20 protein-coding genes are annotated in these 23,816 nt (G+C 52.7%); 12 read left to right on the forward strand and 8 right to left on the reverse strand.

Features of this window, described 5'->3' with window-relative positions; all coding sequences use genetic code 11:
- The first annotated feature begins 302 nt into the window (after positions 1-302).
- Genes ACYVIY_RS09825 through ACYVIY_RS09835 form a run of 3 tightly spaced genes read left to right on the forward strand, consistent with a single transcriptional unit; the run spans position 303 to position 5,787 of the window.
- Positions 303-3,395 (forward strand): SusC/RagA family TonB-linked outer membrane protein, encoded by a 3,093-nt coding sequence (locus ACYVIY_RS09825; RefSeq protein ID WP_460976150.1) that lies wholly within the window; start codon positions 303-305, stop codon positions 3,393-3,395.
- Positions 3,396-3,455: 60 nt separating this feature from the next.
- Positions 3,456-4,988 carry a SusD/RagB family nutrient-binding outer membrane lipoprotein gene (locus tag ACYVIY_RS09830; protein ID WP_460976151.1) on the forward strand — a complete coding sequence of 511 codons (1,533 nt, stop codon included), beginning with the start codon at positions 3,456-3,458 and terminating at the stop codon, positions 4,986-4,988.
- Positions 4,989-5,007: 19 nt separating this feature from the next.
- Positions 5,008-5,787: a DUF4397 domain-containing protein gene (locus tag ACYVIY_RS09835; RefSeq protein WP_460976152.1), complete on the forward strand. Its 780-nt coding sequence runs from the start codon at positions 5,008-5,010 to the stop codon at positions 5,785-5,787.
- Positions 5,788-6,111: 324 nt separating this feature from the next.
- Here the strand turns inward: ACYVIY_RS09835 and ACYVIY_RS09840 are convergent, their stop codons facing one another.
- On the reverse strand, positions 6,112-6,420 hold the full coding sequence (locus ACYVIY_RS09840) for a hypothetical protein (RefSeq protein WP_460976153.1): 309 nt from the start codon (positions 6,418-6,420) through the stop codon (positions 6,112-6,114).
- Positions 6,421-6,678: 258 nt separating this feature from the next.
- Here ACYVIY_RS09840 and ACYVIY_RS09845 point away from each other — a divergent pair, with 258 nt between their 5' ends.
- From ACYVIY_RS09845 to ACYVIY_RS09860, 4 genes are all read left to right on the forward strand, one after another.
- Complete coding sequence (locus tag ACYVIY_RS09845) at positions 6,679-7,665, forward strand: NAD-dependent epimerase/dehydratase family protein (RefSeq protein WP_460976154.1); 987 nt, start codon at positions 6,679-6,681, stop codon at positions 7,663-7,665.
- Positions 7,666-7,818: 153 nt separating this feature from the next.
- A complete protein-coding gene (locus tag ACYVIY_RS09850; protein ID WP_460976155.1) occupies positions 7,819-8,655 on the forward strand; it encodes an alpha/beta fold hydrolase in 837 nt (278 codons plus the stop codon).
- 87 nt (positions 8,656-8,742) lie between these two features.
- Positions 8,743-9,114, forward strand: a complete 372-nt coding sequence (locus tag ACYVIY_RS09855; RefSeq protein WP_460976156.1) for a SnoaL-like domain-containing protein — start codon at positions 8,743-8,745, stop codon at positions 9,112-9,114.
- 83 nt (positions 9,115-9,197) lie between these two features.
- Positions 9,198-9,740 (forward strand): hypothetical protein, encoded by a 543-nt coding sequence (locus ACYVIY_RS09860; RefSeq protein WP_460976157.1) that lies wholly within the window; start codon positions 9,198-9,200, stop codon positions 9,738-9,740.
- Positions 9,741-9,891: 151 nt separating this feature from the next.
- On the opposite strand, the gene ACYVIY_RS09865 is transcribed toward ACYVIY_RS09860, so the two are convergent.
- Positions 9,892-11,286, reverse strand: a complete 1,395-nt coding sequence (locus tag ACYVIY_RS09865; RefSeq protein WP_460976158.1) for a TIGR00341 family protein — start codon at positions 11,284-11,286, stop codon at positions 9,892-9,894.
- A gap of 116 nt (positions 11,287-11,402) precedes the next feature.
- Here ACYVIY_RS09865 and ACYVIY_RS09870 point away from each other — a divergent pair, with 116 nt between their 5' ends.
- Positions 11,403-12,647, forward strand: a complete 1,245-nt coding sequence (locus ACYVIY_RS09870; protein ID WP_460976159.1) for a cation:proton antiporter — start codon at positions 11,403-11,405, stop codon at positions 12,645-12,647.
- A 13-nt stretch (positions 12,648-12,660) separates the two neighbouring features.
- Here the strand turns inward: ACYVIY_RS09870 and ACYVIY_RS09875 are convergent, their stop codons facing one another.
- Positions 12,661-14,046, reverse strand: coding sequence for a chloride channel protein (locus tag ACYVIY_RS09875; protein WP_460976160.1), 1,386 nt, complete (start codon positions 14,044-14,046; stop codon positions 12,661-12,663).
- A gap of 320 nt (positions 14,047-14,366) precedes the next feature.
- Here ACYVIY_RS09875 and ACYVIY_RS09880 point away from each other — a divergent pair, with 320 nt between their 5' ends.
- Together ACYVIY_RS09880 and ACYVIY_RS09885 are read left to right on the forward strand one after the other, a co-directional pair.
- The gene (locus tag ACYVIY_RS09880) at positions 14,367-16,091 is read left to right on the forward strand and encodes a tetratricopeptide repeat protein (RefSeq protein ID WP_460976161.1); all 1,725 of its coding nucleotides are present in this window, start codon (positions 14,367-14,369) and stop codon (positions 16,089-16,091) included.
- 278 nt (positions 16,092-16,369) lie between these two features.
- Complete coding sequence (locus ACYVIY_RS09885; protein WP_460976162.1) at positions 16,370-16,591, forward strand: heavy-metal-associated domain-containing protein; 222 nt, start codon at positions 16,370-16,372, stop codon at positions 16,589-16,591.
- A 210-nt stretch (positions 16,592-16,801) separates the two neighbouring features.
- Here ACYVIY_RS09885 and ACYVIY_RS09890 read toward each other — a convergent pair whose 3' ends face one another.
- Positions 16,802-17,848: a glycosyltransferase family 9 protein gene (locus tag ACYVIY_RS09890; protein ID WP_460976163.1), complete on the reverse strand. Its 1,047-nt coding sequence runs from the start codon at positions 17,846-17,848 to the stop codon at positions 16,802-16,804.
- 29 nt (positions 17,849-17,877) lie between these two features.
- Between ACYVIY_RS09890 and ACYVIY_RS09895 the strand changes: the two genes are divergently transcribed.
- Both ACYVIY_RS09895 and ACYVIY_RS09900 read left to right on the forward strand, forming a co-directional pair.
- A complete protein-coding gene (locus tag ACYVIY_RS09895) occupies positions 17,878-19,113 on the forward strand; it encodes a M16 family metallopeptidase (protein WP_460976321.1) in 1,236 nt (411 codons plus the stop codon).
- A 67-nt stretch (positions 19,114-19,180) separates the two neighbouring features.
- Complete coding sequence (locus ACYVIY_RS09900) at positions 19,181-19,507, forward strand: nucleotide pyrophosphohydrolase (protein ID WP_460976164.1); 327 nt, start codon at positions 19,181-19,183, stop codon at positions 19,505-19,507.
- Positions 19,508-19,959: 452 nt separating this feature from the next.
- On the opposite strand, the gene ACYVIY_RS09905 is transcribed toward ACYVIY_RS09900, so the two are convergent.
- From ACYVIY_RS09905 to ACYVIY_RS09920, 4 genes are all read right to left on the reverse strand, one after another.
- Positions 19,960-21,186 (reverse strand): DUF3179 domain-containing (seleno)protein, encoded by a 1,227-nt coding sequence (locus ACYVIY_RS09905; protein ID WP_460976165.1) that lies wholly within the window; start codon positions 21,184-21,186, stop codon positions 19,960-19,962.
- Positions 21,187-21,196: 10 nt separating this feature from the next.
- Positions 21,197-21,763, reverse strand: coding sequence for a carboxymuconolactone decarboxylase family protein (locus ACYVIY_RS09910; protein WP_460976166.1), 567 nt, complete (start codon positions 21,761-21,763; stop codon positions 21,197-21,199).
- Positions 21,764-21,930: 167 nt separating this feature from the next.
- Entirely contained in the window at positions 21,931-22,497 is a 567-nt protein-coding gene (locus ACYVIY_RS09915) for a carboxymuconolactone decarboxylase family protein (RefSeq protein ID WP_460976167.1), read from the reverse strand.
- Positions 22,498-22,527: 30 nt separating this feature from the next.
- Complete coding sequence (locus tag ACYVIY_RS09920) at positions 22,528-23,748, reverse strand: MFS transporter (RefSeq protein ID WP_460976168.1); 1,221 nt, start codon at positions 23,746-23,748, stop codon at positions 22,528-22,530.
- Positions 23,749-23,816: the final 68 nt, after the last annotated feature.

The following is a 23,816-nucleotide window of genomic DNA, read 5'->3' on the forward strand; positions in this document are numbered from 1 at the left end:
GTGCGGCCAGTGAGCAGGTAGGTTATGAAGTTTGTTCTGTTGTACTATTTTGTTGAATCAAATATAGGCTATTTCAATAAACGCCAAATACTATTTTGATAAATTTCCATAAAACCCCTAAAAAATTTTACTTAAGTATAAATAATCAAAATATAATACTATTCTATGAGTAAATTAAATCTTGATTAAGTACAAACAAAAATTGTTTCTATAGTTCAGGTCGATTAGTTGCTTCTTTACTCGTTTCGGGGCAATTTTGAATTTATTTTCGTCTACTTTTTAACCAAACTACTTCTCTGCTTATGCAGTTAGTTTTACGAAGTATGTTTCTGGTGTTGCTTGGTCTGGCAACGCACCTGACAACATACGCTCAGAATCGCACAATCACGGGTAAAGTCATCTCTGTTGAAGACAATGCCCCTATTCCGGGAGCCAGCGTCGTGGTTCGGGGTACCACCCGCGGCACCACCACCGATGCAAACGGGAACTTCCGCATCCAGGCTGACAAAGGTCAGGTCTTACGGGTTAGCTTCATCGGCACCACCACGCAGGACGTAACGGTCGGCAACGCCGACGTAATGAACGTGTCCCTAAAGCAGGAAGCCAACGCCCTGAACGAGGTAGTCGTAACCGCTCTCGGTATCAAGCGCGAAAAACGCCAGCTGGGCTATGCCGTAACGGAAGTAGGTGGGCAGGAACTGGCCCAGACCCAACGCGACAACTTCCTCAATGCCTTACAAGGCCGCGTACCGGGCGTGCAGGTAGCCACCACCAGCGGTCTGCCAGGTTCGTCGTCGCAGGTCGTTATCCGGGGGATCAACTCCATCAGCGGCAACAACCAGCCCCTGTTTGTCATCGACGGGATGCCCATTAGCAACCGCACGGCGGAGAGCAATAACTTTGTAGCGTCCAAGAATTCCAGCACCTCGTTCGAAAACCGGACGGTTGACTTCAGCAACCGGGCCGCCGACCTCAACCCGAACGACATTGAAAGCATTACGGTCCTGAAAGGACCCGAAGCCGCTGCGCTCTACGGCGTTGAAGCTGCCAACGGTGCCATTGTCATCACGACAAAAAAAGGACGTAACGGACAGGGCCGCGTGAGCTATACCAACAGCTTTACCTGGCAGCAGATTACCCAAAACCGCCTGCCGCAGGTGCAGCAGGTGTATTCGCAGGGAACCAACGGCACCGCGCAGAACAATACCTTCAACTATTTCGGACCGGCTTACCCTGAAGGCACTCAGTTCTACGACAACGTGAACAACTTCCTGCAAACGGGTTTCGGTCAGCGGCACAACCTGTCGTTCGACGGCGGAACGGACCGTTACACCTACCGGCTGTCGGCGGGGTACACCAGCACGAAGGGCGTTATTCCAACCACGCAGTACGACCGCCTGAATCTGACGCTGGCCGGAACGGCAAAAATCAGCGACAAACTGACCGCCGAATCGACCATCCAGTACATCAACACCGCCAATACGAAGGTGTCAAAGGGACAGAACAGCTTTCTGCTGGGGATGTTGCAGTGGCCAGCGAGCAACGACATGAGCAACTACCTGAACGTAGACGGGACACGCCGACGCATCACGGGCAGCGCCGAAATCGAGAACCCATATTTCGACGTGAACCGCAACCAGCTCAGCGACCGGGGCGACCGGGCCATTACGAACATCGGCCTCAGCTACGCAGCTACCGACTGGCTGACGTTCAACGGCCGGGTGGGTTTGGATGTGTACTCGACCCAATACCTGATTAAATACCACCCCGAATCGAACCGGGCGGGCGGCACCATCGGCGGGTCGCTTGACCAATCGACGGACAACAACCGGACGCTGACGGTGCAGTATTTCGCTACTGCGAAAAAGCAGTTCAACAAACTGAGCACCTCGTTCCGGGTGGGGCAGGCCATCTATGACTATCGCTACAACGCCCTCTCGACGCGCGGTGAGAAATTCCTCGACCCGAATTTCACGAGCATCAACAATACTGACCCGCTCACCCAGAAATCGCTGTCGGCCCTCCAGCAACGGCGGCTCATCGGCGTATTCGGCGACCTGACGCTGGGCTATAACGACCTGTTCTTCCTGACTGTAACCGGCCGCAATGACTGGTCGAGTACGTTCCCGAAAGAAAGCCGCTCGTTCTTCTACCCCTCGGCGTCGGCCAGTTTTGTCTTCACTGAACTGGTACCGCAGGGTGGCTTCCGCAACGCCCTGAGTTACGGTAAATTCCGGATTTCGGCGGCTCAGGTGGGTAAAGAAGCGCCGGTGTACGCGACCTCGCAGGCCTACGAAAGCCAGACAACCACGGGTGGTGGTTTCAGCTACGGCTTCACGGCCCCCAACCCGTTCCTGGTGCCGGAGAAAGTGAACTCATTTGAAACCGGTATTGAACTGAAGTTCTTCAACGGACGGCTGGGACTCGACGCGGCTTATTACCGTACCAAGAGCACGAACCAGATCATCAAAGACCTACGCATCAGCTACGGCACCGGGTTTATCCTGAAAACGATCAACACGGGTGACCTCTGGAACGATGGTGTTGAGATTTCGTTGAACGCCGAGCCGGTTCGGAGCGGTAATTTCAACTGGAACACCACCCTTAATTTTACCAAAACAAACAGTCGATTACTGAGCCTGCCCGTGGGTCTGACCGAATTCTACAACTCCGATACGTGGGTATACCGGAACATCCGGAACGGCGTTCGCGTGGGTGGACCGCTGACCTCACTCACCGGCGATACGTATGTGCGTAATAACCAGGGCCAGATTCTGATTAACCCATTGACAGGTCTGCCGTATATCGAAACCGCCTGGAAACAAGTCGCCAACCGAAACCCTGATTTCGTGCTGGGCTTCCTCAATACGTTCACCATTAAGAACAACCTGACGCTGAGCTTCCTGCTCGACATCCGCAAAGGTGGCGACGTATATAATGCAACGGAGGAGTTCATGTTCCGCCAGGGGCTGAGCAAAAACACCCTCGACCGGACAACGCCCCGCGTCATCAATGGCGTTTTGAAAGATGGGCTGGAAAATACGGCTACGCCAACCAAGAACAACATTCAGCTCATTCCGTACTACAACAGCGAGTATTACACCGCTTTTGCCGATGAGGATTTCATTGAGCGGAATATCAACTGGATGCGCGTGAAAGACGTAACGCTACGGTATAACCTGCCAGCTTCCCTACTGAACCGGTCGCGGGTGTTCAAAACGGCCAGTGTGTTCTTTACCGGCACCGACCTGCTGCTGCTGACGAACTACACGGGTGGCGACCCCGGCGTAAACGCGAGCAACTCCGTGACGGGTGGCTCAGGTGGTTTTGGCATCGACTTTGGGAACCTGCCCCTGCCCCGCACCTACAACGTCGGGTTGACGATTGGACTTTAATACAGTAAACAACGTTGGCCAGGGTACCCGGTACCGTGGCAAAAAAGCGAACTCATAAAAATGAATTATAAAAAACTTTCCGGCCTGGTGTTGACCGGGCTCGCACTGACCCTGAGCAGCTGCGACAAGTATTTAGACATCAACAAAAACCCCAATAACCCTGATCAGGTCGAAGCTGCCCTGCTGCTGGCTCCTATCGAGGTGAACTACGCGCTGGGCGTTCAGTTCGACGCCCGCGTCATTGGCCGCTACGTGCAGAACTGGCAGTCGTACCTGGCCAACGACACCTGGGATTTGCACGGTTACGCCAGTGCTTCCGACGTTGGGGGCGAAATCTGGCGGGATGTGTACTGGAAAGGGGGCCGCAACCTCGTCAACCTCATCGACGACGCCCGTGCCAACGAAAAATGGGATTACCTCGGCGTTGGGCTGATTATGAAAGCCTGGGGCTGGCAGATGCTGACGGACATTCACGGTGAGATTATTCTCAGCGAAGCGTTTGACCAGGACCCGCAGAAAAACCAGTTTGATTACGACACCCAGGAAGCCGCCTACGCCGAAGTGGTGCGGCTGTTGAATGAGGCCATTCCCTACCTGAACCGTACCGACGGTAAAGTATCGCAGGCGCAGCTATCGCGGGGCGACATCATGTACAAGGGCGACCGGCTCAAGTGGAAGAAGTTTGCCTACGGCCTACTGGCGATGAACGCGCACCACCTGTCGAAAAAGGCGTCGTATGATCCCAACAAGGTAATTGCTTATGTCGACAGCTCGTTCGCCAGCAATGCCGATGACGCGCTGATGCCTTTTAACGGAAACAGCACCGCCGACGCCAGCTTCTTTGGCCCAACGCGGCAAAACCTCCAGGTGTTTGGCCAGTCGGATTTCATCCTACGCTTAATGGACGGCCGAGTATTTAATGGCGTAAAAGATCCGCGTACACCCCTTATGCTGACGCCAAGTGGTGACGGTACGTACCGGGGCCTGACTCCGGGTACCGGCCAATCGACGGCCGCCAGTATTCCCGAAGCGGCCCGGGTGTTGAGCCCCTGGGGTACACCACTGAACAGCGTTCCGGCAGCGGGCACAACGGGTAAGTACGTCTTCACCGACAAAGGACCTTTCCCGATGATGACCTACGCCCAGTTGCAGTTCATCAAAGCCGAAGCCGCCTTCATCAAGGGCGATAAGGCCACGGCGTCCGCAGCTTACCGCAAAGGCATCGAGGCCCACATGACCTTCACCGGCGTACCGGCTGCTGACCGCGCTACGTATCTGGCTAATCCGGTGGTTGTTCCGGCCGATGCCGCTGCGCTGACGCTGAACCAGATCATGCTACAAAAGTACATTGCGCAGTGGGGCTGGGGTTTCCTGGAGCAGTGGTCCGACCTGCGCCGGTACAATTACAGCAGCGACGTGTTTACGAGCTTCCAGCTGCCGCAGACGTTCTCCAGCAACAACAACGGCAAACCGGCCCAGCGGCTACGCCCCCGTTATAACTCGGAATACGTCTGGAACATCGACGCGCTGAACAAAATCGGTGGCCTGGCCCTCGACTACAACACCAAACCGGTTTGGTTTACCCAGCCCTAATCACGAATTTATTCTTACCATGACATACCGACATTTTTCTGTTTTTCTGCTGGCAATGGCAAGTCTGATTGGCTGGTCGTGCGAGCGTACCACCCTAACCGTTCCGTCGACGCCAACGCCCGCCGGAGCGCGGATCAAACTCGTTCATGCTGCCCCTGATGCACCGGGCGTAAACCTGTTTATCAATAACGAGAAGATCAGCGCGGCCGTCCCGACCGGTGCCATCAGCACCAGCGCTGGAACCGGCACCCCGGCTCCCATTACGTTTGGTACTACATTTCCAGGCGTATCGGCCAACTATGCCATCGTCACGGCGGGTCAGGTATCCGTCTCGCTGACGACGCCTGCTACCACCACAGCCAGCAGCCCCGCGACGCTCTACAGCCAATCGCTGACGCTGGACGATAATAAGTATTATTCGCTGCTGCTGATGGGTACGGGACCGCAGCCCGAAGTGCAACTGCTGAACGACGATTTCAGCACCGCTACGGACCCCAACAAATTTTACGTTCGGTTCGTCAACCTGATTCCCGGTGCTACCGCTTATGACCTGCTCTTATCGGATGGTACGAAACTGGTTTCGAATGTTACGTATAAAACCGTATCGCCATTTGTAGGTGTTGACATCAAAAACAACGCGTCATTCCTGTTTCGGGTCGCCGGTGCCACAGCCAACGTAACAACTGCCTCAACGTTCACGGGGAGCACATCGGGGCGGGCAATGACGGTCTTCGCGCAGGGGGTAGTCGGAAAAACCGGCACTCAGGCTCCCAAGCTGACGGTCTACGTAAACCGGTAGTACGTACTGCCTTTTCTGACAGGAGTCCCCCGGCTATTTATTCGCCGGGGGACTTTTTGCACGTAGCGATCCGTATCCCTCCTCCCTTTTGAGGATAGGGAGGGAGAGTTAATTAAACGCAATACGTACCTCAAACCGGTATTCTACTGAATATAATTTGCGATCGCGTCTCTACACATCTGACGTATTCCGGTGGTCATCGAGCTTCATAAAGTTGCAAATGACGAACAGCCCGGTCAGCCCACTCAGCAGGATAATTCATTGTACGAGGCTTTTAAGAGATGTTTATTCAGAACTAAGCACCCTTTATTTAGAATTCACAATCTAATTTGCTTTAGGGGCTGTTTTCTGCAAGTCAAATCTCAACTCCAGAAAATCGGCCTTGCTTTCGTTGGGTGTGCTACCTACTTTGAAAAACGTGGCTAGCATTAACGTCGTTGTCTTCGTATCCGGATTGTAGCGTAGGTTCGATAGGTAATTCAAATGGGCACCGTCATGACCATAGCCCAGCCCCTCCGTGTAGGTCGGCCCAAGCCCATAAACGCCGTGCAATGCGTCAGCTACCTCCATCTCTTTCATCTGCGCCACCGTTTGGGCAGTGAGTCCAGCCCGACCCGTTAACAGCAATTCCATCCATCGCTACGGTTATGTTGCAATTACATACATTATTTATGGGTTGACCAGGCTTAATATCCCTCTGAATTACAACTGGTTATAAATCCATGATGATTAGTTACATAATCTCCACAAATACTTTTTAACTTTATCAAAACTTGCCCCAGCTTACTTTCGTACGTATACAACTACCTACTACACGGTCGGAATTTGGCCCGGTTAGGCAACCAGGCGTTCGCGATTCCGATCTTAGTAGCTACTCCTGGTTATGCATTGATGAAAACGGTGTTGTTAACGGGTGCCAATGGTTTTCTGGGTGGGCATCTGTGTCGTCAGTTGCTTGGCCGGGGTTATGCCGTGCGTGCGTTTGTTCGGCCAAAGAGCGACCAACGGGCCTTGGAAGGGTTACCTTTAGATATTTGGCTGGGCGATCTTCACGATACAGACCATGTACGGGCGGCAACCTACGGCTGCGATCTGGTTGTTCACGCGGGGGCCTTAGCGCAGATGAACCCTGCCCGGTCCAAAGACGTAGTAGCGGTTAATATTGGCGGTACGGCCGCTGTCTTATCTGCGGCTATCGAAGCTGGAGTGGAACGGCTCGTCTTTGTCGGAACGGCCAACGTATTTGGTTTTGGGACAAAAGAATGTCCTGGTAATGAGCAGCGTCCGTATATGGGCAACCGTTACGGTTTGGACTATATGGACAGCAAACGAGCGGCTACCGATCTGGTATTGCAAGCGGTTCGAGACTATCAACTGCCTGCTGTTCTGGTACATCCTACGTTCATGCTGGGCCCACTTGATTACAAAATCACCTCCAATGCGCTGCTGCTGGCCTTATGTCGGCGGCAAATTAAGGGCATTCCCGCTGGCGGCAAGAATTACGTACATGTGGCCGACGTAGCAACGGCTACCGTCAATGCGCTGACGATGGGACGTATTGGCGAGTCGTATATTCTGGGCAACGCGAATCTCAGCTACCGCGAAGCGTTTGCTCTGATGGCGGAGGTTACCAACACTCGCCCCCCCACTCTTTCCATTCCTCCGGCTCTAACATCGGCAGTCGGCCAACTACTGGACTGGAAAACCAAGTTAATTGGCCAACCCGCCCAACTCAATTCAGCGATGGTAGCCGTAGCGAACGACGGCCATTATTTCAACGTCAGTAAAGCGGTTACCGAACTCAACTTACCCCAAACGCCCATTCGGGTCGCTATTCAGGAAGCGTTTGAATGGTTTCGGCAACACGGTTACGTTTAGTACGTTTCGCCCGGACTTTCTAGTCTATAATCAGCCTGTCGCATACTGGTAAGTTTTTGGCGCATAAGGATAAGAAAGCAGGATAGCGAGCCAGGTACTTTTGTTTGACCGGCAAGCGGAGTACCCTGTGCTTCGTATTGACCTCATAGTCAGATGCTCACCTTAAAATGTATCAGTATGCCTTATTTTGTCAGCGCCGACCAGCAAACGAAGTTGCATTATCACGACACCGGTTCGGGTAAACCCCTGGTGTTTGTTGCCGCGTGGGCCATGAACCTCGCCATGTGGGAATATCAGACCCAGTTCTTTAAAGAACAAGGTTTTCGGTGTATCAGCTTCGACCGCCGGGGTCATGGCCGGTCGGACTGGTCGGCCGGAGACTACGGTTACGACGTATTGGCCAGTGACCTGGCCGAACTGCTGGATATGCTTGATTTACGGCAAGTGTGCCTGGTAGGTATGTCGATGGGTGGCGGAGAAATTATTCGCTATCTTTCCCGGTACGGCCATGATCGTATCGACCGCGTTGTACTTATCGCGCCAACGGCTCCCTACCTGGTTAAATCGACAGATAATCCACTGGGCATTGATGGAGAAATGTTCGCCTACACCCGAAATCAGATTCAGGAGGATTTTCCTCAGTGGCTAATAGACAACGCCAATGGATTTTACAGGCCCGACGTTTTTGGGGTTTCGCAAGGAATTATCCACTGGACACTTAACATGATGTTGACAACTTCGCTGGAAGCGGCACTCGAAACCAGTCGGTTAAATATGGGAGCAGATTTACGCGTTGAACTGGCTGCGCTCAACGCACCAACACTGATCATTCATGGCGATGCTGATGAATCCGTACCCGTTGTTTTCGGTCGATGGGCCGCGCAGCTAGTGCCGAACTGTCAGTACAAGGAGTATACGGGTGCTCCGCATGGCTTATTTTACACGCACCGTCATCAGTTAAATAGCGACATACTCCAGTTCGTTTCCTAGCGCATTGGCCTAAAAGTAAAGTTCGGAACTAGGGTGGACGTAATGAAACCTGGCCTGTTCCGCCCCTAATATAAACTAAACAATAGTATGGCTACTAATTCGCACTTGAGTACACAAGCCGTGGCGAACCGCTTAGTTGAACTGATCAGAGAACGACAGTTTATTCAGGCCCAACGCGAACTGTTTGCTGAGGAGGCTGTCAACCAGGAACCGCCCACGTCGGTTTCTAAATCAGCGACTGGTTTACAAGCCATTATTCAGAAAGAGGAACGCTTTCAGGCTAACGTATTGACCTGGCATAGAGTGGAAGTTTCCGAACCCTTAGTAGCGGGTAATTTCTTCTCGGTTCGGATGCTTACGGATGTGACCCTGAAAGATCAAAGGCGTTTCTGTCTCGATGAACTTTGCGTGTATGAGGTAACAGACGGGCTTATCATCCGCGAGCAGTTTTTTTATTAACACAATCAATTGAGGTTAATTGTAGCAGTTCTAGAACCCATTAACTTCTGAACGACAATAAACCGGATCACTCCCATTGAGCCATGTCCACCAACCTGCCCTCTTTCCCGACTATCGCGATCAAAACTGTTGTAACGCATACCGTTACGTACTTTCTGTTTGGACTGATGGCCTTGGCCCTGTTTGATTATAAAGAGTTGTATGCAACAACCACAGTTCGCCTGCTGATGCGGCCAGTGAGTGATCCATTGGTCGCGGCCGGGCCCTTGGTACAGCCGTTACGGGGTATTCTGTTTGCGCTGGTCTTTTATTCATTGCGGCAAGCCTTCTTTGGACAACGTAGCGGCTGGTTAACTATGTGGTCGATGCTGGTTATCATCGGCATTTTTTCCACCTTCGGTCCGGCTCCGGGCTCAGTTGAAGGGCTGATTTACACCGTACTGCCCATACAATTTCAATTAATCGGCTTACCCGAAGTGCTTTTGCAATCCCTTTCGTTGTCGTTCACCCTGTGTTACTGGGTAAGGCAGCCCGAACGGAAATGGCTGAACTGGGTATTGGGTGGCCTGTTTATCTTAATCGTTTTTCTGCTGACGCTTGGCCTGGTCGTTGGTACTAACAACTAGGGCGCTGCCTCCCAAAACCAGACCATCGGGATACGTAACAAGGTTGATACAACGCTGGAGGCTCGTCGTGGCCGATATCCTGTTTATGCTGACTCCTATGATTCTCTGGATGGTTATCCTAACATACTGAAACGAGAAAGTTAGAAGCAGCTTATTCCACAATTAGCTTAATGCGTTTGCTTTTGGTACGGGTTTGCAGCCATCGCTGAATCCGGTTACGTTCGGCGAGCGTGTGTTGGCGCGAGAATTTCGCGTACACCAGCATTACGGTGTCGGGCTTAGGTCGATTTTCGGTCATCACCAGCGAGCGGGCGGCAGTAAACATCTGCACGTCAGGCATCAGCGTTTTCAGCTCGTTCCGCAGGTCGGCTACAGGTAGTCGCGAGGTCTGGGTCAGTTCGATGTACCGGCGCAACGAGTCGATGGTTTGGTCCTTGCGGGCAATCGACGACTGACTATACTGGATTACCTGGTCGGCAATAGTCGTTTTGAGCGCGTCTACGTCAATGTCTTCGGTTTTAAAATTACCTTGTTTCACCACCAGCTGAGTATCGTCTAAACCGTAGGGAAGCATTTTGGAACGAAGTACGTTAATCGAATCCAGAGGCAGAGGTTCGCCGACCATCGTCAGTTCAAGTTTAGACTGACGGCGGTTATACTGCGCGGTAAAGTTGACGACTTGCCGGTAGGCGAACGTGCACTCGTTGGCGACAAATCGTTTGGCGGCCTGTTCAAAGATTGTTTTGCGAACAAGCTGGAAGGCAAGGTACGTACTAGGCAGCAGCACAATCAGCACAGCCACCCAGATGGTCGTACGCACCCGCCGTTCTACCTCCCGCGTCGGATATGCTTTCTGGCTGTAACCCAGAAAACGCACAATCAGATAGGTAGATAAACTGATGCAGATGCTGTTGATGAGAAACAAATAAAAAGCCCCAGCGAAATAATAGCCGTTGAGGGTGGCGATGCCGTAGCCGGCCGTACAGAGAGGTGGCATGAGCGCCGTAGCAATGGCGACACCCGGCACGACGTTCGTTATCTTTTCACGGCGCGAACCGGCCACGATACCCGCTAATCCGCCGAAGAAGGCGATGAAAGCGTCCCAGACCGACGGCGACGTGCGGGCCAGTAATTCGGACTGCGCGATGTGCAGTGGGCTAATCAGAAAGTAAACGGTGGAAGTCAACAGGCTGATGAAGACGGCGATGCTAAGGTTTTTTAGTGCCCGTCCAATCATGTCTAGGTCATTGACGCCGATGCCCAGTCCAATGCCCATGATTGGCCCCATCAAGGGTGAGATAAGCATAGCGCCGATAATCACGGCCGTTGAGTTGACATTAAGACCAATGGACGCAATGAAAATGGCAAAGATGAGCGTCCAAAGATTAATGCCCCGGAATTCAATGCCCCGGCTGATGGACTGCGTGATGGCCTCTTCGTCGTCTTTATCCTCCTCCAGGCTAAAGCGGTCTCGAAGAAACCGCCCGAAGCGAGTCAGCGCATCAGTCTTTTGAGAACGGGGTACATTAGGGTCATCAACCAACATATGCGGTAAATGCGTTAAATGAAGCGATATTTGCCGGTAGCTGAAGGGAGTTCAGCGAACGGTCTTGGTCTTCTCCAACTGGAAGATAGACCTTTTCGATGTAATTCTTTTTGTTCATGGACTTATTTACGCTGATTACCCTATTGATTGTGGTGGCGGCCGGGTTTGCCTACCTCAACACCCGCTTCCTGAAACTGCCCGATGCCATCGGCGTTATGACCCTGTCGGTGCTATTTTCTCTGCTCCTGATTAGTCTGAATGCCGTTTATCCTGTCTGGCTTCAAGTGGTTCGGCAGACGGTGGTGCAGATTGATTTTGGTCGGGTGCTGTTCGATGTTATGCTTAGCTTTCTTTTGTTTGCTGGCGCGTTTCACACCGATGCGGCTCAGCTTCGGGTTGAGCGCCGGTCAGTGATGCTGTTTGCCTTCGTAGGGGTGCTGCTGAGTACAGCCCTTGTCGGCACGGGCCTGTACTACCTGACCGGCTGGCTGGGGTTTTCGCTGTCGTATCCGCTTTGTCTGCTGTTTGGTGCACTTATTTCGCCTACTGATCCCATTGCCGTACTGGGTATTCTGGCCAAATTCAAACTGCCTGAAAACGTCAAGCTTAACATCGTAGGCGAATCCTTGTTCAACGACGGAGTAGGCGTAGTAGTGTTTGCTACCATCTACCGGATTGTCGTTGAAGGAACCGATAGTATCAGTGTAGGTGCAATTGGTCTGACTTTCCTCGAAGAAGCCGGGGGTGGCGTGTTATTTGGGCTGGCACTTGGCTATGGTATGTTCCGGTTATTACGTTCCATCAATCACTACCAAACCGAAGTTATTGTCACCATAGCGGGCGTAATGGGCGGCTACCTGCTAGCCCAGCAGTTCCACATTTCCGGACCACTGGCGATGGTTGTAGCCGGTCTTTTCGTAGGTGCCCATGCCCGCGAACACGCCATGAGCCACCAGACCGAGGAGTATATTGATAAATTCTGGGAATTGATAGACAGCATTTTGAATGCCTTGCTTTTTGTGCTGATCGGAATGGAGCTGCTTATTATTGACTTTCGATCCGCCTACTGGCCCGTTTGCGGTCTGGTCATCGGCTTAGTACTGGGGGCTCGGTTTCTTTCCATCTGGTTGCCGTATCGGCTGGCCCGCCCCTGGCTTGACCTCGACGACAAAGCTCCCGTAATGCTGACCTGGGGTGGGCTGCGCGGAGGCCTCTCTATCGCAATGGCCCTCTCCATTCCGGGCACCCTGCCTCAAAAAGACTTAATTGTTACCATCACCTACGCCGTAGTGCTATTTTCGGTCATTGGGCAGGGGCTGACGATGGAGAGGCTCATCCGGCGGTTGTATCCCGACGGTTAACGCCAAATCGCATTTATCGGCTGATTTGATCCGTCTTGTCTGCTTGCGCGATGGCCTCCCGCACAAAGCCTTCTTTCAGGTGTTCGTAGAACGAAACAGGGTCTAGCAGCGAGGCCGCCCCTTGAGCCATTAGTCCACCCAATAGCAACTGGAAAATGGCCGAATGGCGGTCTGTCATCTCCAGCACGAGAATAGCGGCCGTAAAGGGTGAGCGCACGACCCCCGTCAGGAAACTCACCATACTAACCAAGATAATGAGATTATGGTCGATGGGGGCAATCTGTAGGAACCGAGCCAGCCCGGCGCCGAGGATGGCTCCGGCGCTCAGCGACGTAGCGAACACGCCACCCGCTCCACCACTGCTATAACTAAGGGCCATACCCGCAAACCGTACGCCAAACAAATACCAGGGCGTTTGCTCTGTATTCTGGAACAACAGCCGGTTAATGATGGGCTTGCCCGTACCCACCGCATCGCTGCCTACCCAAAACGCCAATCCCGCCAGCAGCAGACCGCAGCCTATCACCCAACCGAGTTGTTCAACGGGCCGATCGAAACGTCGGCGGTAGGCATTGAGCCACAGCAGCGTTTTGGCAAACACAGCCCCAGCCAGCCCACACACCAAAGCCACGCCAATTACTACGCCCAGTATTAGGCCGGTTGATACGCTCACTTTGGGAAAGCCAAGGTACAGATATGGTCCTAGAATGGCCTGCGCCGTCATGCCCGCAATGATAACGGCGGTAAACACGGCGGTGCGGAAGCGGGTGATGTGCGTTTGCGTGAGTTCTTCCACAACGAAGACAATTCCGCCGAGGGGCGTATTGAAGGCGGCAGCCAGTCCAGCCGCTCCACCCGTAACGAGGGCAATCTGCCGCGACAACTGCGGCCACCCCGCCGGTTGCAGGCGGTTAATGGCCCGGAAAATAGCAGCTGATATCTGAATGGTCGGCCCTTCCCGACCGATAACTCCTCCGCCCAACAGCAGGATAGCACTGCTTACTACCTTCACCACCGCGACCCGCACACTGAGCAAATAGGCCGTATGATGATGCCGGCCCGGATTAGACAGTTCGATACCGGCCATGACCTGCGGAATACCGCTGCCCCGTGCGGCCGGAGCAAACCAGCGCACCACCGCCCAAGCCAGCACAAAAGCCAGGGGTGTCAGTCCAAAGGCTAGCCAAGGATAGGCCCTCAGCCAGTTAAAACTGGTTTGCTCAGCCCAGACAAACAGTTTCTCATACCCTACAGCTGCCAGGCCTGTCAGCAGCGACGCTATCCAGAAAGGAAAGCTTTGCAGAATCAGTCGTCGGATGCGCTCGGAATACAGTCGGCTAATCAGGTGTTGGTCTAGCCAGGCCAGCACCTGCGCATATCGGGATGGTCTTCGGGTCATCTACAGCGAATACAGTCAATAGGTAAACACAGAACCAGCCAGTTGAATTAACCTCACTGATTTTCCAAGTGGTCTGTGCTGTTTATAATCTTAGCACAGACTTAGGTAAGCGGTCTAGCACCGCAAAGGTAAATGATAGGGAGTCAGCAAACGGGGTAGAGAGCCGGATTGATTGATGCAGTCTCGATTTCTGAATAACAGCTCTTCTAAACCAATTCTAAGCAGAACTTAAGCAAATTCTTAACTCTCCAAGCTAATTTGCTCATGTCACCAACAACAGTTGCTGAACGTAGAAACAGTACTTACACTAATCAACGTATATGAAAACGTACATAACTCTTTTCGTGGCGGGCGCTGTAACAACCGCCCTTTCCCAAACACCGACTCCTGCGCCTGATGCGGCTACGCTGATGAACATGGGCCGTTTCGGTGAAGCCAAAGCCTTGCTGACTCGCAATGCGCAACAGAACCCATCGATGCAGACAAATTTCGACGCGGGATATGGCTATCTGCGCGCCGGTCAGCCCGATTCGGCCCGTTTCTGGTTTGAAAAAGGGCTTTCGATGGATGAAAAGCGGGTACCGCTCAACGAAACCGGTTTGGCCATCAGCTATCTGGTACAGAATAATACGACCGATGCCAGTCCGAAACTTGAGGAAGTCATCAAGAAAAGTAAAGGCAAAAACGCCGACATTCTCTACCGCATTGGTGAAGCGTACACCGGTTATCTCACCCCCGACAGCGGCTCCATCAAACCCCAGTATCCGAAAGCCGTTAATGCGACTAAAGCGATTGAATACCTGAACCAGGCCGCCGACCGCGACAAGAAGAATGCGGCTATACAACTAGCCCTTGGCGATGCGTATTACCTCAACAAAGAGGCTGGAACGGCCGTTACGCGTTACGAGAGCGCGATGGAACTGGGTATGATGCCCGCGCGGGTCTACCAGCGTATTGGAGACATCTTCTGGCAGGGTCGCAACTTGAACTTAGCCGTCGAGAACTACAAGAAAGCGATCGAAGCAAATCCCAATTATGCATCTGCTTATCGGCAGCTATCTGAGTTATATTTCTTGGTAAATCGCTACAAGGACGCGGCTACGTACGCCGACCAGTACGTAAGTGTGTCGAAAGATACCCGTCCGGAGACCCTGCTTCGGCAGGCACAGTTTCACTTCCTGGCCAAAGACTACCAGCGCGCCGTAACCCTGATTGACAGTAACCGCGCGGTGCTGGCTCAGAACCCAATCGTATATCGGATACAGGGCTGGGCCTACTCGTCGCTCAAGCAGCCTCAGCAAGCGATTGAAAACATCAATACGTTTCTGCAGAAAGCCCCCGACAAGGCGATGTACGATGACTATAAATATTTGGGGCAGGCGTATCTGGGCATTGAAAACTCCGGCAGTGACTCGCTTAAAGCCATCAATGATTCACTGGGAATCACCTATCTTGAGAAAGCCGCTCCCTTTGATACGACCGACAACCTGTACGGCGATATCGCTAAGTACTATTACCGCGCCAAAAAACACCAACAGGCAGTAGCTACGCTCGACTCAGCCGCTAAACATGGCTTCAAGGCCGACGTGCAGGACTTGTTCCGATACGGCATGAGTAACTACACGCTTGGATTCGGACGCGATAGCCTCGGCAAGCTGGTGCGCGATACGACTCGTTTTGCCCTGGCTGACTCGGCACTTGCCCTGGCTCAAAAAGGGTCACCGGACTATGCTCCAACGGTACTGTACCGGGCTAAAGCGAACTATTACGCGTATGCCCCGGAAGAAGCCGTACGGAACGGGAAAGCAAAGCCGTATTTCGAGCAGTTCATTAGCATGGTCGAAGGCAAAGAAGACGAACGAAACCGGTATAAGAAGGATTTAGGGCTCGCCTTTAAATACTTGATTTCGTATCACGAACTGGTCAGTAAAGACGAGAGCGCACGTAACGAATGGCTTAAAAAGGGACTTGCTTTATTACCGGGCAATAAAGATCTGGCCAAGATAGCCACCGCCGATACGGACGATCCGGCCGCTGCCCAGTAACTTTTCTCTGGAATAGATTCCATACATTGCCACCGGAAATCAAATTTCCGGTGGCAATGTATGTCAGTAATGGAGGTTGGCGAAGTTGATTACTGCTTACTAGTTGCCAATCACAGTTCAGTTAAACGCAATTTTTTGCGCATCAGTAGGACTGCCCTCCCCGAATAGAAATCTATTCACCAAACAAGACCCGAGGCAAAGCATTAGCCGTCCCATCTCTGCTGCTCACGAAAACCAACGTTACCTTGTCGACGTTATATACCATAAATATTGAGATTATGAAGACGCTCATGTTCAAGACTACGCTGACCGACGCTGACAGCGTAGCAGCTGTAACTCCGTTTCTCAACGCCATTGAGCCACTTGATGGCTTTTCAGTAGAAACCGAACATGCCGACCATCTACTGACCGTTCAGACGGTCGATAACCGTGTGAGCGAGGAGGTGATTCGAGCCGTTGAGCGGGCAGGTTACCAGGCGGAAGTATTGAAGGATCATTGATATAGGAGAGCTTCTGAAACTTTCGCATCAGAAGACCGTCGACCAATTACACTAACGTAGTTTTTAGGCGCTTTTTTAGCCTACCCGGAACTCAGGATTAGTGAGCGCGCTCCTTAACCGAGTCGATCAGACTTACGTAACAAGAGGCAGGGTTTTAGGCATTTTGGTATGTAAGTTCTACTGAGGAACGTTCACGTAGCCAGCCTCGACTCACGAACGACTTGCTGAGCCCATCGACGAAACCAGCTCCTGAACAGGTATACTCCAGGCACAGCGATAATGACCCAGTGGACAAGCCGTTCGGCCGTGCAACGTACAGGGTTTGCATTCGAGCACTTCCGGCGTTTGAATCACCTGCGATACGTCGGCCAGCGGCCCAAAACCAAACTCCGGCACCGTTGAGCAGAAAACGGCCGTTGTGGGGGCGTTCACCGCAGAGCATAAGTGCAATGGAGCGGAATCATTTACGTAGTTCATTACCGACTGCTGCTGCAAAGCCGCCGACTGCACCAGCGTTAGTTTACCCGCCAGATTTATCACGTTTCCCTTACGGCCCGACAACGCAATCATCGCGTCACAGGCCGACCGATCGGCGGGTGCACCGAGCAGATACACAGTCAGCGTGTCGGGCAGCAGCTTTATCAATTCAACCCATCGCTCAGCGGGATACTGCTTGGTGAACCAGACCGACATGGGCGCAATGCACACGTAAGGCCGTTCCTGATACGTCCGCACAGCGTCGTAGTCGGCCGGGGACGGATACAGTTTAGGGCGGGTCCGTTCAGCGCTCACGGCAAGCCCACGAAACGGTGGCGGAAGCGCCCGAATCAGGTCAGCATTACGGTCAACTTCGTGAACACCGGGCTCAATTCGGTGCACAACCCGTTCCGTGAAAAAGCGGGAGAACGGATTTTTGGTAAAGCCAATGGTAAATTTAGCGTTCGATAAGGCGGTTAATAAACCCGTCGATCCGTACCGTTGTAAATTGATCAATACGTCGTACTGCCGGGACCGGATGGTCTGTAAAATCTGCCATAGGCTGCTATACTTCGCTCCCTTTTTATCCCATACCAACACCTCGTTCAGAAAAGGATGATTCGCGAACAGACTCTCGTTACCTTTACGAACCAGCACATCCAGCTTGACATTGGGTAAGGCCGCGTGCAACTGTTCGAGCAGCGCCGTAGCCAGAATAACATCGCCGATAAAAGCGGTTTGAATGATCAGGAACCGGGGTGGATTAGTTGCGGTTATCATTAGTACGCTGGATGCGTCAATTGCTAATAATGGAAGATTACGAAGTATATACCCTACCCAACGGAATTCGCATTGCTCATAAACAAATACCGCACACGCAGATTGCCCACTGCGGTATTATGCTCGATATTGGAAGCCGCGATGAACAGCCCCACCAACAGGGGTTAGCCCATTTCTGGGAGCATATGGCATTCAAAGGTACGGAGAAACGAAAGTCGTACCACATCATTACCCGGCTAGAAACGGTAGGGGGCGAACTGAACGCCTATACAACGAAAGAAAAAGTGTGCTTTCATGCTTCAGTATTAGGGGCTCATTTCGAAAAAGCGACTGAATTATTAACCGACATCACGTTTCATTCGGTATTTCCCGAAAAGCAGATTGAACGCGAACGGGGCGTCATTCTGGAGGAGATGGCGATGTACTACGACTCGCCGGAAGATGCGATACAGGATGATTTCGACGAACTGGTTTTCCCGAATCACGCCTTGGGCGGCAACATTCTTGGCACTACTGAAACCGTCAGTTCGTTCCGGCGCGAAGACCTGCAGCAGTTTATCGCCGAAAACTATAACACCAGCCGGATTGTTTTTGCCTCGGTTAGCAACCTGCCGTTCAAACAAGTCGTTAAAATCGCCGAAAAGTACCTGCGCGACGTACCAACGCAGCACTCAAGCCGCCAGCGTAAAACCCCAACGGATTACGTTCCCCGGCAAACCCGCGTTGAGCGCCCCATTACGCAGGCCCAATGTGCGCTGGGCCGCCCCGCCTATGGCCTGACCGATCCGCGTCGACTGCCCTTTTTTATGCTCGTTAACCTCCTCGGCGGCCCCGGCATGAACTCGCGGCTCAACCTGAACTTACGCGAAAAATATGGCCTGGTGTATTCCATCGACGCCAGCTATACGCCTTACCTGGACACGGGATTCCTAGGTATTTATTTTGGCACCGACCCCAAGAAAGTCGACAAAGCGCATAGCCTGATTGTGAAAGAGCTGAAGCGGTTGCGCGAACAACCCTTAACCACGCTACAACTTCACCAGACGAAGGAACAGTTGGTTGGGCAGTTGGCTATGGCCGAAGAAAGTAACAACAGTTTTATGCTGATGATGGCCAAGAGTCTGCTCGACATCGACCGGGTGGAGGCCCTCAACGACATTTTCAACGACATCAAAGCAGTAACCGCCGAGCAGTTGCAAGGCCTAGCGCAGGAAGCCTTCGTAGAAGACCAGTTCAGTTCGCTTACGTTTGTACCCGAGAAGTAGTTGGGTTGTTACGTGACTGTCTGCTCGTTCGGGGCCATATTTGCAACAAACCGACAAGCACATAAACATGACCATACAGGACGCCCAGGCCACCGTTGACAACTGGATCAAAACCGTTGGCGTTCGCTACTTCAACGAACTCACCAACATGGCTATGCTAACCGAAGAGGTTGGTGAGGTAGCCCGCATTATTGCCCGGCGTTACGGAGAGCAATCCGAAAAAGAGTCGGACAAAAACAAAGACCTCGGCGATGAGATGGCGGATGTGCTTTGGGTGCTTATCTGCCTGGCCAATCAGACCGGGGTGAATTTAACCGAAGCCTTCGAGAAGAACCTAGAAAAGAAAAACATTCGGGACGCCACCCGGCACCTTAACAACGAAAAGCTATTGTAAGGTAAATATGTAGGGTAGAACCTATTTATGGTTAATAAAAAGAGATGAAGATATAGCGTTTTTGTCATCCCGACCAAAGGAGGGATCTTCTGATGAACCTGGAAATAGATAGCTACAGAAGATCCCTCCTTTGGTCGGGATGACAAAAGCACACTCAAACTAAAACCTAAACAGATTAGGTTCTTTAATTAGTTATCCATTATTTATGTAAACGCCATAAAAAAGCCGGTCCTGAGCTAGAACCGGCTTTTTGATTACCAACCTATAATGCAAAACCTACTATATCGTGTGTTACCTGTGTCGTCTGCCAGCACCGGTTTGGAGCACTTATAGTAGACAAAGTTTCTTTTTGCAATTAACTAATGTTCATGAACCTCATTAATTAATAATTTAAAAATATATTCTCTACCGAATGAGTATGCGAAAACCTTTCGCACGTATACGCTATCTACTTACTGAGCCCGCTGGGTATCCGGGTGAAACGACTGCCACGAGTGCCAGAACTCCTGATACGCTTTTTTGATAGGAGCCAGCTTTCGTCCTTTCAGTGGGCCCGCCGTACACCACCCGCGCCAGGTCCAGACCGAGCGCGTTTCCTGATCGGTGAGTTGCCCGTTGCTATAGTTAAACGTAAGCGTCTGCTCCCCTACCCGACGGTTCCAGACACCAAACGATACGTTGTCTGAAGCCAGGGCCAGTAGAATCGGCTCTCCGCCGACAACATCGCTCAATATTCGGTTTTTCTGTAGTTGATTCCAGTCGTACGCTTTGGCGAAACCGGCCTGCTCGACGCCAATAACCCACGATTTAGGCTGCCAGGACGCCGAATCCCGCCGGGTCAATTTTCCTTTCGACAAGCCGCGCTCGTAGTTCTTCATCCCCGCAAACTCGGTAGCGAAGGTTGAGTCCGCCTGCAATACCCGCGTGTTGGGGTGTTCGTTGACCCACTCACGCAGCGTCATCTGCCGGGCCGGAAGCTCAGCGATAAATTGCCCACGTAACGGCCCAACGACTGCTTCGCCCGTGGCCTGCCGCCACCAGCTGCCGGTGCGTTTATCCTCAAACATGGCATTGAAATGGTCCATACCCACCAGCCGAAATTCGTCGGCCTGTCCGCGTACGAGTGGACTAAACACCCGCCCGGTACGGCAAACGGTGCAGTACGTAACCATTACCGGTTGACCACCCACCGTATCGCGCACCTGGTGATGATAACCAATTAATTGGATTGGGTAAGCCGTCGCTTCACCCACCGATTCAAAGCCCAGCACTAGCTTATCGAGCGGGATTTTGTTCTCGCTCATTGGCACGACCCGCTTATGAATTGGCTGGAGAAACATCTGGTCAGCCATCATCTCGCGATTAACCATATACAGCACGACACCATACGCCAGAAACAAGCCGATTGCCCCGTAGCGATGCCAGGCCCGACCGGGTTTCGTTATGGTCCGATACGCCGGGTAGGCTAACAGCAGCAGCCCTGTCAACCGTAACCATCCGATGTTCTTATGCAGCCAGTAGGCAAATTCGATGCGTATTCGTGATTCCGACGAGCCAGCGCCATCGAGCCCAAGCTGACTGTTGGGAAACGGCATAATAAAATAGACCCTGGCCGCTTCGAGCAGGATGAGTAAAAGAAGTAATCCAATCGTAATCCAGATCAGGCGGTTTCGATTCATAGTAGTCAATTTATTGAGGGTCGGAGGCCGCGTAGCCGTTAGCGACGACACCAGCCGCCCGGCCCCGGTAAAAATCGGGCACATTAACGGGAGCCGTGGTAGCCAGCCCGTCGACGTAGCGATTGAACATACAGAATGCAGCCGCGATCAGTACTGTATCGTGAATATCGCGGTCGGTAGCGCCTTCGGCGCGAGCTGCAGCTACATCGTCTTCGGTAACGTATTTACCGCCTTGCTGCACCCGTCCGGCAATCGCCAGTAAGGCTTTTAGTTTTTCCGAGATGTTCGCACCAGCGTAATCGCGCTTGACCGATTCGACGAGCGACCAGTCGGCATCGTTCAGGTGATGGCTGGCAACGGCCCCATGGATGGTCTGGCAGAAATAGCAGTCATTTTTTGACGACACATACGTAGCAATCAGCTCGCGCTCACCTTCACTGAGCGTCGAGTCGGGATGATGGGCGTTGGCCCGAAGCAATACGTTGGCTAAGTCATTGAGTGGACGAGCCGTTTCGGGGCTGAACGCCATGGGTCCCCGAATACCGGGAATGTTGGCAGGTAATTGAATATGCGGCATAGAGTAAGATCAGTTGTATGCTCTATCGTTCGATTGGCTTTTGTAATGTCTCCACCGGCACGTGCCGGTGGAGAGCATGAACTACCAACCTATGATGTAAGCTTTACCGGTTCAGGCGAAGCTGGTCAGCTCCCTATGGAATGACCTGATCAGCACGCCTATTAAGTTTATGATCGTTGAGGAGCAGCCGTTGGTAACACATACCCCAAAGTCCCCATCCGTTCGCCCATTGCTTCGTAAGCACGAGGATCGTCGGGCGTAAGCGTCGCCAACCCATCCACGTAGCGGTTGTACATGCAGAATGAAGCGGCAATCAGCACGGTGTCGTGGATGTCACCGTCGGTAGCGCCTTCACTGCGGGCGGTGGCGACAGCCTGATCCGATACGGTACGGGCGTCGGATGCCACCAGACTGGCAATCGTCAGTAAGGCGCGCAGTTTAGGCGAGATTGAAGCCGAGGTAGGGTCGGCTAATACCTGATCGACCAGGTCGCGTTGTTCCCCAAACAGATAGCGTGAAGCTGCTGCGTGGCTGTTCATGCAGAAATCCGTGCGGTTCTGGTTCGACACAAAAGCCGCGATCAGTTCGCGCTCGGCTCCGGTGAGCGTACTATCTGGCGAACCGGCGCGCAACAGCGCCTGAGCCAGTTCGTAAAGTGGCTTACCCGTGTCGGGCCGATACGTAACCAGGCTCCGTATGCCGGGTGCGTCGTTATTTAGTTGAATGTGAGCCATATTCGAATGTTGGTAACGAGTTAAATAAAGTTACTGACGTTCGGTTTCTGGGCGGATACGTAACAGAACTGCCAGAAACGCAACGAGAAAAGCGATAGAGAATACCAGCAACGCATTGCCGAATCCGCCTAATCCAGCCACCATCGTACCTACGAAGAATACCGCTGTAGCCGTAAAAAACCGACCGATGTTGAAGCTGAGGCCAGCCGCCGTCGCCCGGATACGTACCGGAAATAGCGCCGGAATAATGCTCGACAGCGCTCCCTGACTGATGCCAAAAAACAAAGCGACAAAAGCCGTTTCAGCGTAGATAATCGTCGAAAATGTCTGGTTTGTGAGAAACAACAGCGCACAGCCACCCGCGCAGCCCGCAAAGGTCAATAACAGCGTTTGGCGGGTTCCGAACCGATTCAGCAGCACGCCCGACAGCATCCCGCCGACAATACCGCCCATACCGAGCAGCATCATCGTGAGGCCCCGTTCCCGGCCCCCGGACTGGCCAGCGGGCAGCAGCGATTGCACCCAGGTCGGAATCCAGGAAAATGTCCCCCACAACCCGATCAGGACGGCCCCGAATACCACGATGCCCGTCAGTAGATTCGTTCGGTCGGCTGAGGACCAGTTGGTTTGCGTTTGCTGGCGGTTACGCACCCAATGCGTGGACTCGGGCAAGTTTTTTAGCATCAGAGCGGCTACCAGCACCGGGATTAGTCCCAGCCAGAACGCCTGCCGCCAGGGTACTAGCCCAGCGTTCAGGCCACCTGTGGCAACGATACCAACCGGAAACATAACCGCCAGTATCCCGAGCACGACCGCCCGACTCTTGGCAGGCCATATTTCCGACAGATAAACGGTCGTTAGGAGCAACACACCCCCAACGCCCATACCCGTCAGGAATCGGCACAGTAGTAATAAAGGCCAGTTCGGGACAAGAACGGTCAGCAGCATAGCTCCGCCGTAAAGTGCGGTTACAAACGCTACGGTCCGCGTCCGGCCGAGTCGATCACTGACGACGCCAAATACCAGCCCACCCGTCATCCAGCCGTACAGAAAAGCTGCGCTGATATAAGCTCCCACATCACCCAATGCTGCCGAAGAGACTGATCCTCCCATTAATTCGGGTACGGCCACCGGCAGGAACGTCGCCATAAGCGTCGACGCCGTCCCCCCCAGCAGATAGGACAAGGCGCACAGGCTAAAGGCGAACCAGTTGGCCGTCAACGTCTCAGGTTTGGTTTGAATTGCTTCCATATGATTAAGAAATGAACGAGTACATAGGGGAGTATTTACAGCATCTCTTCTCTACGTACTACGTGCAA

The organism is Spirosoma knui (assembly GCF_054780635.1).

Excerpts from the sequence above, each read along its gene's own strand:
- ACYVIY_RS09840 (WP_460976153.1), bottom strand. The coding sequence starts at position 6,420 with ATGGAATTGCTGTTAACGGGTCGGGCTGGACTCACTGCCCAAACGGTG.
- ACYVIY_RS09855 (WP_460976156.1), top strand. The coding sequence starts at position 8,743 with ATGGCTACTAATTCGCACTTGAGTACACAAGCCGTGGCGAACCGCTTA.
- ACYVIY_RS09880 (WP_460976161.1), top strand. The coding sequence starts at position 14,367 with ATGAAAACGTACATAACTCTTTTCGTGGCGGGCGCTGTAACAACCGCC.
- ACYVIY_RS09885 (WP_460976162.1), top strand. The coding sequence starts at position 16,370 with ATGAAGACGCTCATGTTCAAGACTACGCTGACCGACGCTGACAGCGTA.
- ACYVIY_RS09845 (WP_460976154.1), top strand. The coding sequence starts at position 6,679 with ATGAAAACGGTGTTGTTAACGGGTGCCAATGGTTTTCTGGGTGGGCAT.
- ACYVIY_RS09830 (WP_460976151.1), top strand. The coding sequence starts at position 3,456 with ATGAATTATAAAAAACTTTCCGGCCTGGTGTTGACCGGGCTCGCACTG.
- ACYVIY_RS09835 (WP_460976152.1), top strand. The coding sequence starts at position 5,008 with ATGACATACCGACATTTTTCTGTTTTTCTGCTGGCAATGGCAAGTCTG.
- ACYVIY_RS09920 (WP_460976168.1), bottom strand. The coding sequence starts at position 23,748 with ATGGAAGCAATTCAAACCAAACCTGAGACGTTGACGGCCAACTGGTTC.
- ACYVIY_RS09850 (WP_460976155.1), top strand. The coding sequence starts at position 7,819 with ATGCTCACCTTAAAATGTATCAGTATGCCTTATTTTGTCAGCGCCGAC.
- ACYVIY_RS09860 (WP_460976157.1), top strand. The coding sequence starts at position 9,198 with ATGTCCACCAACCTGCCCTCTTTCCCGACTATCGCGATCAAAACTGTT.
- ACYVIY_RS09870 (WP_460976159.1), top strand. The coding sequence starts at position 11,403 with ATGGACTTATTTACGCTGATTACCCTATTGATTGTGGTGGCGGCCGGG.
- ACYVIY_RS09910 (WP_460976166.1), bottom strand. The coding sequence starts at position 21,763 with ATGCCGCATATTCAATTACCTGCCAACATTCCCGGTATTCGGGGACCC.
- ACYVIY_RS09825 (WP_460976150.1), top strand. The coding sequence starts at position 303 with ATGCAGTTAGTTTTACGAAGTATGTTTCTGGTGTTGCTTGGTCTGGCA.
- ACYVIY_RS09915 (WP_460976167.1), bottom strand. The coding sequence starts at position 22,497 with ATGGCTCACATTCAACTAAATAACGACGCACCCGGCATACGGAGCCTG.
- ACYVIY_RS09890 (WP_460976163.1), bottom strand. The coding sequence starts at position 17,848 with ATGATAACCGCAACTAATCCACCCCGGTTCCTGATCATTCAAACCGCT.
- ACYVIY_RS09865 (WP_460976158.1), bottom strand. The coding sequence starts at position 11,286 with ATGTTGGTTGATGACCCTAATGTACCCCGTTCTCAAAAGACTGATGCG.
- ACYVIY_RS09905 (WP_460976165.1), bottom strand. The coding sequence starts at position 21,186 with ATGAATCGAAACCGCCTGATCTGGATTACGATTGGATTACTTCTTTTA.
- ACYVIY_RS09875 (WP_460976160.1), bottom strand. The coding sequence starts at position 14,046 with ATGACCCGAAGACCATCCCGATATGCGCAGGTGCTGGCCTGGCTAGAC.
- ACYVIY_RS09900 (WP_460976164.1), top strand. The coding sequence starts at position 19,181 with ATGACCATACAGGACGCCCAGGCCACCGTTGACAACTGGATCAAAACC.
- ACYVIY_RS09895 (WP_460976321.1), top strand. The coding sequence starts at position 17,878 with ATGGAAGATTACGAAGTATATACCCTACCCAACGGAATTCGCATTGCT.